The organism is Paraburkholderia humisilvae (assembly GCF_902859855.1).
Classification (GTDB): Bacteria; Pseudomonadota; Gammaproteobacteria; order Burkholderiales; family Burkholderiaceae; genus Paraburkholderia; species Paraburkholderia humisilvae.
Genome location: NZ_CADIKH010000126.1, coordinates 1 through 8,841 on the forward strand (window position 1 = coordinate 1; position 8,841 = coordinate 8,841).

The window sequence follows — 8,841 nt, forward strand, 5'->3', positions numbered from 1 at the left end:
ACTGGTGCGGCGGTAGCTTCGATCCCGCTGCCTTTGACCTTCAGGGCGTCAACGAACGCCTCTTCGAGATCAAATTCTGATCGTCAAGACGGCCGACAAATGTCGCTTACCCGGGTCCGCTCCCTGCTGGTGCTGCACAACCTGCGCGTCAGCCATGTCGGCGGCCGCATCTGGACGCACTGGTGGGCCCGGCGCCACGAGCTGCTGGCGCCTGGTCTGCGCGACGAGATCGAGAGCGTGTTAGGTACCTTGGATAATAGGTACGGCATGAACAAGCATGAGCATGGCGAAGACGACGAAGCGCAGGCCTGCCGGGGTTTCGGGCAAGCGATTCGTAATCGCGTGCCAGTCGTCTGAAACGGTTGAGCCAGTCGAAGCTGCGCTCGACCACCCAGCGGCGGGCCAGCAGCACGAAGCCCTTCTTTGGCTCGGGCAGTTTGATGATCTGCAGTTCCATGCCTTCATCACGCGCTGCCTGCGCGGCCGTGTCACCCGTGTAGCCCTGATCGGCAAACGCCAGTTTTACCGTCTGGCCGGTCACATGCTGAACCTGACGTGCAAGCTCGGCCGCCTGTGCGCGCTCCTGCTCGTTGGCCGGCGTGATATGCACCGCCAGCAGATTGCCCAGCGTATCAACTGCCATGTGTACCTTGCTGCCCCGCTTGCGCTTGTGAGCGTCGTAACCCGCTCGTGGACCGCTTTCGCATGTGAACTGCAACGTACGTCCATCCAGGATAACCGCACTGGGCTGACCCTGCCGCTGTTGCGCCACGCGCAGCACCGAACGCAGATCATTGACCATCGCCTCAAAGCAACCCGCGTTCAGCCAGAGTTGCGTTTGCTGGTAGACCATTTCCCACGACGGGAAGTTGATCGGCAGCATTCGCCACGACGCACCGGCTCGCGCCATCCAGCGCAGCGCGTTGAACATTTCACGCAGTTCGTATCGGCGCTGCGGTGCCTCTTCGTTCATCAAGGTCAGATAGGGAGCAGCGAAGCTCCATTCCTCGTCCGATACATCAGTCGGGTATGGCTTGCGTTTTGTCATCCCGCCAGGTTACCAGGTCTGAACGAAAGTGCCTAACACCGTCTAGCCGGAGGCGTCTCCATAATCGAAATCTTAACGCTCGCCACTATTATATAGTATATCCAATTTCAACTAAAATCACTTTTCTCGCCCCGAACAAACCGTCATATTTAATTTGGCAAACAATAATTTTGAAAATTTAATATTCAAATTGTTTTGCGTGGAAACGGGGCATTGACTGGTGAAAAAATGGTCTGCCGATATAGATTTAAATGATACTTTTTTGTTATTCGGATGAATATCCAATCAAAATTTCACGATCATAATTGTATTCTTTAGGTCTATATTTTTTAATCCGTTATTGCTTCGCAATAAATTCATCGCCTATCATAAAAACCGGTCTTATCGAACCTTAAACAGGGTGCGCCGAAGAGCTTCACTGATTTATCCGTGAAGGACTTATACTCCGACACGTCGTTATTCAAATCACGCGGTATTAGTGCCTGAGAGGACAGCATGGAAAACAACACGCTTATTCTCGTTGGTGATAAGTTTGCCAACTTTGCTTTGTCGAACCCCGATGTTACGACCATCTCGACCCTGAACACTCTACGACACGGTATCAACGGCGAAAGGGCAAAGATTCTCATTGGTCAAGGCGTGGACATAACCAGACTTGACGCCGCCATCCAACTGGCGAACCGCCTTGGTTACCCTATAGAGCGGTCCCAGGTGAACAACGCACATGACAACGATGTTCACCGGCGTTCAGTGCATAAGTACGATGGTCGCAACGTCCTGATTACTCCACCAACGCAGATCGACGCGTCGACGTACCGGGCGAATCTGCGTGTTCATGAAGATTGTGCGGAGATGTCAGACCACGTCACCGGACAACACATTCAGGGCATGATTTTTGTCGAGGCAGCAAGACAGCTGATGCTATCTGTGTCTGAGAACTTCATCCTTGATGAAGAGTTTCGGTTCACGTCTTATTTTGTTCTAAACGAAATGAGGGTAGCTTTCCAGGCATTCGCGTTTCCGATCCAGATCGACTGTGAGTTCAGCCTCGCGTCCTGCCAGAAAAGGGAGGATGGGCTCGTTCGCGCGTCATCTTGTACGCAATTTGTTCAGGCCGGCTTGCAAGTCGCCAAGGTTGAGATCGATTTCAGCGCGTATCCGCGTGCGCAGCTTGAGCGAAAGGAGGCGACTCTTGCAGAAGAGGCCGTCAAACGTTATTTCGAGACCCAACCCGAGCAGCGGGAATCTGCATGAGCACCCTACCTGCCGGCAAATCGGCGCCGTCAGGCAAGAAAGTAGCTTTCTTTGACGTCGACGAAACACTAATCACCGAAAAGAGTATGTTCACCTTCATGCAATATCATTATTCGCGACGATATCATATATCGGGGAAGATACGGTATCTAGTCTTTATTTTCTGGATTAAATTTCTGGCGCGCTTGGGTACAAGTCGTGAGGCCGTAAACCGAATCTATTATCGAACATATCGCGGCACTTCTATCCATCATCTGGATAAACTTGGTCGAGAGTGGTTCGCTGAGCGTAGCAAACGGCCCGGATTTTTTATTAGTGACATTACAACCGAACTAAAAGGTCTACAGCAGTCAGGTTATCTCGTCGCTCTCGTTTCAGGATCCTTCCGACCGTGCCTTGAACCTATCGCGGAGCAATTGAACGCGGATTTCGTCCTGTGTACAGAGTTGGAAAATAACGAAGGCACGCTAAGCGGCCGCGTCCTTCAGCAGACGATTGGCAAGGGAAAGTCGCGTGTGGTTCAGGAGCTACTCAGAAAACTCGACGCCAACGCGGACGACTGCACAGCGTACGGGGATCACATCAGTGATCTTCCGATGCTCGAATTGGTCGGCAGGCCGGTCGTTGTGGGGCGCCGATGCTCGAAGCTTGTGTCGCTTGCGGAGCAGCGCGGATGGGCAATTCGTCGAGTTCACGCATGATTAAATTCCGCCGAAATAAATGGCAATGAAAGGGCCGCTAGGCACAAGCGATATTCGCAGATGTACAGCCGCGTGTGTCTTTTCTCTGGTCATCAGGGAAATAAAAAACTTCCTCGTGAGGCGTCCACGGAAACTGTCCGTTACAAGGAGGTCTCCGTAGACGCCTGCGGTGCCACCGCAAGCGCCCGAACGTTGGCCAGCAAACCTGAGAGCTTTTGAACAAGGACGCGAGATGGTTGCCTTACCCAAACGGAAGTACGAGTTGAGCGTAACCACACAGGGGCCGTTATACCCACCGAGCGAAATCTGCGATTTTGCCGGCAATTTCATTGTCGTCGGAATAATCACAGAACTCTCCAACGACGCGACGGTCGCGTCTAATTGGGGGGCGGCAATCGTAAGTGCCGACAGTCCGGTGCCGCCCTTCGGCGCGAGACTACCTTACAACATCGTCAAGCGAATTGACCTGAGCGCTCCAGGTTCAGATGCAGATCTGATGTTGTATACGTTACCTCTGCCGCTACCGTGCAACAACTATCCTATGGTGTTTGCTCCCCAACAGCGTCCCGATGCTCATTCGATTAACCGGCCAAAACTCCCCCTTAACCAGGCGGTTCCCGACTACCGCGTGGAAGATGGCAGACAATATGTTAGTCCAATCACCCTCGGAGATTGGTTAAAGGCACGCGGGGAACTCTCGGTCGAGATTGACCAGGACGGGGTACACGTGTTGTTTGAGCTGGAGATGTCTGGGCTTGTGCCATTGAGCCTCTATACGGTCATGTCGTTACGCGAACATGATTTGCGCCCGGATGGGCCTACTCGTCCCGGACCACTTGGTATTCCTAACTGCTTTGTTACCGACTCCTGCGGTACAGCTCATTACCGCGCGAGGATGCCTAACCCTTTTCCAGAGCCAGGGACCGGGAACCGGATTCAGAATGTTATCGTGCTTTTTATGAGCACCGAGGCTTCCTACGGTGGGGCGATAGGTCTTCATGGTCTGGGTGGAGACATTCACGCACATCTCAAAATCAAGCATCATCGCTCTTTCGATGAGTTTGTCACGAGGAGTCTCACTGGGGCTGGCTAAATGAGAACTTAACCGCCAATTTGCTGCCCTGTCGACGCAGCACAGGGTTCGCGATGAGGCGCTTCTCGTACGCGGGCACGGGTAGTCGAAGACCATTACGCTCCACGCGCAGATTGTCGCCGCGATCACGTTTAAGTAAAACAAAGAGACCGATCGATGAAGGTGTACCTTCCGCTTGCCTCTGGCCGGGTTGCAACAGTTTCCGTCGCGTCGGTCGCTCTGACCGTGTCGGTCGCACTTTCCGGGTGCGCGACCTACCTCGATATCAGCAGCGACAAGGAGATCGCAGAGCCCGCGCAGTACGAGACCGTGCAAAGCTTGCCGAATGAAGGCGGTGCGTGGCCGTCGCTCGACTGGGCCACCCAGTTCGGCGACCCGCAGTTGCCTAACCTGATCGACGAGGCGGTGCAAGGCAACCCGTCGATCGCGCAGGCGCAGGCGCGCCTTGCCAAAGCGCAGTCCTATATCGAAACCTCGCGCTCCGCGCTGTTTCCGCAGGTGACCGGCAGCTACACGTGGACACGGGAGCGCTACTCACCAAGTGGCCTGTTCGCACCGCCCGTCGGCGGCAGGTTGCGCAACGAGAACTCCGTACTCGCGAGTGCGACATGGGATCTTGACCTGTGGGGTAAGAATCGCGCGAAACTGGAGGCGGCCGTCTCGCAGCAAAAAGCGGCGCAGGCCGAATTGCAATTGGTGCGCGTGACGCTTGCCACGTCGGTCGCAAGTACGTATAACTGGCTTTCGCAACTGTACGCGCAGCGTTACATCGCGCAGCGCGAGATCCAGAACAGACAGATGGTCGGCTCAATCACGAACGACCGCGTCGGCGCTGGGCTCGACACCAACGTCGAGAAACAGACCGCGAACGGCAATATCGCAACCAGCCAGTCGACGCTCACCGACCTCGACGGTCAGATCACCGTCGTGCGCTATCAGCTCGGCGCACTGCTCGGCAAGGGACCGGACCGCGGTCTGCAAATCGCGCAGCCGATGTTGAACGCCGACGACATCGTCACCTTGCCGGACAACGTGCCCGCCGACCTCGTGTCGCGCCGCCCGGATCTTGTCGCTGCGCGGTGGCAGGTCGAAGCGGCAATGCAAGGCGTGAAGGAAGCGGAGGCTGAATTTTTCCCAGACATCAATCTTGTCGCGAATTTCGGTTTCGACTCGTTTGGCGTGAGCGACCTGCTCCTGTGGTCGAGCCGCCAGATCATGGCCCGCCCGGCCATCCATCTGCCAATCTTCGACGCGGGCGCGCTACGCGCGCAGCTCAAGGGCCGCTATGCGGATTTCGACCTCGACATCGCGAACTACAACCAGACGCTGATCAATGCATTGAACGAAGTCGCGACGCAGGTCGCGTCGATCCGCTCGATTGACAAGCAGGAAGGCGACGCACAACGCGCACTCGATGCGTCGACGAAGGCGTATCAGCTTGCCGTCATCCGTTATCAGGCCGGGCTGTCGCCGCAACTGCAGGTGCTCAACGCCGACGACAACCGGCTCGCCGCCGAGCAAGTGGTCACAGACCTGAAGATGCATCGCCGTGACCTGCAGCTCGGTCTAATAAAGGCACTCGGCGGCGGCTTCGACGCGACCGCCGTAGGCCTCAGTACGCCAGCGTCGGACGGGATCAGTTCTTCTACCGCGCAAGCGCAGGCACATAGCGGCGATACAGCGGCCAACGCCGCGTCCACTGACGCGGCGAACTGAGCTGGGCACCTCGCCACGCACACCACACACCAGACATGCGAGTGTCCTGCAAGGGACACAAAGGATAAGGAGCACATCATGAGCATGCCCCAACAGCCCGCGCAGGGTGTGCAACCTTCGGACAACAACGGTAAGCGCAAACGCTTGATGACACTGCTAATCGTCGTGATGCTGCTAGCCGCGATCGCCTATGGGCTGTACTACTTTCTCGTCGCACGTTTTCATGAGACCACCGACGATGCGTATGTGAATGGCAACGTCGTGCAGATCACGCCGCAGGTGACCGGCACGGTGATCGCGGTGAACGCGGACGACACGCAGACCGTGAAGGTCGGCGATCCGGTCGTCGTGCTCGATCCGGCCGACGCGCGCGTCGCACTGCAGCAGGCCGAAGCCAATCTCGCGCAGGTGGTACGCCGGGTGCGCGGCTTGTACATCGACGACAGTCGATATCAGGCTCAGGTCGCGGTTCGCCAGTCGGACCTGTCGCGTGCGCAGGACGACCTGCTGCGCCGTCTGACGGTCGCGCAAACGGGTGCCGTCTCGATGGAAGAAATTTCGCACGCGCGCGACGCGGTGCGTAGCGCGCAGGCCGCGCTCGACGCGTCCGAGCAGCAGCTCGCGGCGAACCGCGCACTGACTGCGAACACGACCATCACCAATCACCCGAACGTGATGGCCGCCGCCGCGAAGGTGCGCGACGCGTATCTGAACAACGCGCGCAACACGCTGCCGGCACCTGTCACGGGCTACGTAGCAAAGCGCGCTGTGCAGGTCGGCCAGCGTGTGTCGCCGGGCAGCCCGCTGATGGCGATCGTGCCGCTCAATGGAGTGTGGGTTGATGCGAACTTCAAGGAAGGACAGTTGAGGCATATGCGCATCGGCCAGCCGGTCGAACTGACAGCCGATATCTACGGTTCGTCGGTGATCTATCACGGCAGAGTGGTTGGCTTCTCCGCCGGCACAGGTGCTGCGTTTGCGCTGCTGCCAGCGCAGAACGCAACCGGAAACTGGATCAAGGTCGTCCAGCGTCTGCCGGTACGTATTGAATTCGATCCGCGGGAACTCGCGGAACATCCGCTGCGCATCGGCCTGTCGATGCTGGTCGACGTCGACATCGAGAACAATAGCGGCAATGAGCTCGGCAACGCGCCAAACACCGTCTATCAGACCATGGTGTTCGACAGGTACGGCGACGAAGCCGACGCAGAAATCGCCCGCATCATCGCCGAGAACGCCAGAAGCACCGGCAACGCATCACCGAAAGCCGCCGCGCACGGCGTGAGCAAGCATGTGACCGCCAAACTGATGTAGCCGGATTACCTAATCATAGTACAGGGCTCTTCGCTCAATGGCTCAGGTACCGATCATTCACCCGCCGCTGGAAGGCACGCAACTCGTAATCGGCACGATCGCTGTGTCGCTCGCGGTGTTCATGAACGTTTTGGACACCACGATCGCCAATGTATCGATTCCGTCCATTTCCGGTGATCTCGGCGTATCGTCCGACCAGGGCACATGGGTCATCACATCATTCGCGGTTGCCAATGCGATTTCCGTGCCGCTCACCGGCTGGCTGACCGAGCGTATCGGCCAGGTGCGGCTCTTTATGGCATCGGTCGTACTGTTCGTGATCTCCTCATGGTTGTGCGGCCTTGCGCCGACGCTGCCATTTCTGCTCGCCTCCCGCGTGTTACAAGGGGCGGTAGCGGGCCCGATGATTCCGCTGTCACAGACGCTGCTACTTGCAAGCTACCCTCGTGCGAAAGCGCCGATGGCACTGTCGATATGGGCAATGACGTCGCTAGTTGCGCCGGTTGTCGGACCGATTCTCGGTGGCTGGATCTCGGACAACATCACGTGGCCGTGGATCTTCTACGTGAACATACCGATTGGCGCGATCGCAGCGGTGGCAACATGGGCGATCTTTCGCGACCGCGAATCCGTCGTCCGAAAAGCGCCAATCGATCTGGTCGGCCTCGCACTACTGATAACGTGGGTCGGTTCGCTGCAGATCATGCTCGACAAGGGCAAAGACCTCGACTGGTTTTCGTCGACGACGATTGTCATGCTTGCGTTAACTGCTGTGATCGCGTTCGCATTCTTCGTTATCTGGGAAGTAACTGCGGAGCATCCAGTGGTGGATCTTTCTCTTTTCAAACTTCGCAATTTCGCTGGCGGAACGGTCGCGCAATCGGTCGGCTACGGGCTCTTTTTCGGCAACCTCGTATTGCTGCCGCTCTGGCTTCAGACGGACATTGGCTACACTGCGACTGACGCGGGCATGATCATGGCGCCAGTCGGCGTGTTCGCCATCCTGCTGTCCTTGGTCATCGGTAAAATTTTACCGCGCACCGATGCTCGCTATATCGCGACCGCATCCTTTGTAGTTTTCGCTCTGTGTTACTGGATGCGCTCGCGCTATACGACCGTCGTCGATACGTATGCGCTGACCGTGCCGACGCTGATCCAAGGTGTTGCTATGGCCGGGTTCTTCACTGCGCTCGTATCGATCACGCTATCCGGATTGCCAGGCAACCGGATTCCGGCGGCATCGGGTTTGTCGAACTTCGTGCGGATCATGTGTGCCGCCACCGGTACATCGATTTTCCAGACCGCATGGGAACACCGGTCCACTCTCCATCACACGCAGCTCGTCACGCAGGCGAATCCCTACAACCCAACGTTCGACGCGACCGTCCAACAGATGACACAGTTGGGCCTGAGCCAGCAGCAGGCATGGGGATTGTTCAACCTGATGGCAACACAACAGGCTGCGCAACTGGGCGTGAACGACCTGTTCTACATCTCGGCAGGCATCTTTATCGCGCTGATAGTGCTGATCTGGATCACCAAACCAGAGCGCGTTACTAACCGCGATGCGAGCGCGGCGGCCTCAGCCGCGCACTAGTCAATGTATTATTGACCTTTCCATAAATCATGACGTCACCACAAGGTTGCCTGAATCCAGCACGCGGCGATGATCGAAGGTCGGTGCTGAGCGCTTTTGAGCTTGTTGCGAGCGACGG

The 8,841-nt window shown here is 57.0% G+C and carries 6 protein-coding genes and 1 pseudogene; 6 read left to right on the forward strand and 1 reads right to left on the reverse strand.

Going from position 1 to position 8,841, the window contains the following annotated elements:
- Nucleotides 1-240 precede the first annotated feature (240 nt).
- A pseudogene (locus tag HV796_RS38695) lies at nt 241-1,048 on the reverse strand (IS5 family transposase).
- A gap of 495 nt (nt 1,049-1,543) precedes the next feature.
- Between HV796_RS38695 and HV796_RS38700 the strand changes: the two are divergent.
- The 6 genes from HV796_RS38700 (at nt 1,544) to HV796_RS38725 (ending at nt 8,723) form a co-directional block, all read left to right on the forward strand.
- Nucleotides 1,544-2,302 carry an AfsA-related hotdog domain-containing protein gene (locus HV796_RS38700; RefSeq protein ID WP_175233075.1) on the forward strand — a complete coding sequence of 253 codons (759 nt, stop codon included), beginning with the start codon at nt 1,544-1,546 and terminating at the stop codon, nt 2,300-2,302.
- On the forward strand, nt 2,299-3,003 hold the full coding sequence (locus HV796_RS38705) for an HAD family hydrolase (protein WP_175233076.1): 705 nt from the start codon (nt 2,299-2,301) through the stop codon (nt 3,001-3,003). The genes HV796_RS38700 and HV796_RS38705 overlap by 4 nt, the downstream gene beginning before the upstream one ends.
- Nucleotides 3,004-3,235: 232 nt before the next feature.
- Entirely contained in the window at nt 3,236-4,096 is an 861-nt protein-coding gene (locus HV796_RS38710) for a hypothetical protein (protein ID WP_175233077.1), read from the forward strand.
- 156 nt (nt 4,097-4,252) lie between these two features.
- Complete coding sequence (locus HV796_RS38715; protein ID WP_175233078.1) at nt 4,253-5,812, forward strand: efflux transporter outer membrane subunit; 1,560 nt, start codon at nt 4,253-4,255, stop codon at nt 5,810-5,812.
- Between the two features lie 78 nt (nt 5,813-5,890).
- A complete protein-coding gene (locus HV796_RS38720; protein ID WP_175233079.1) occupies nt 5,891-7,126 on the forward strand; it encodes an EmrA/EmrK family multidrug efflux transporter periplasmic adaptor subunit in 1,236 nt (411 codons plus the stop codon).
- A 37-nt stretch (nt 7,127-7,163) separates the two neighbouring features.
- Nucleotides 7,164-8,723, forward strand: coding sequence for a DHA2 family efflux MFS transporter permease subunit (locus tag HV796_RS38725; protein WP_175233080.1), 1,560 nt, complete (start codon nt 7,164-7,166; stop codon nt 8,721-8,723).
- Nucleotides 8,724-8,841: the final 118 nt, after the last annotated feature.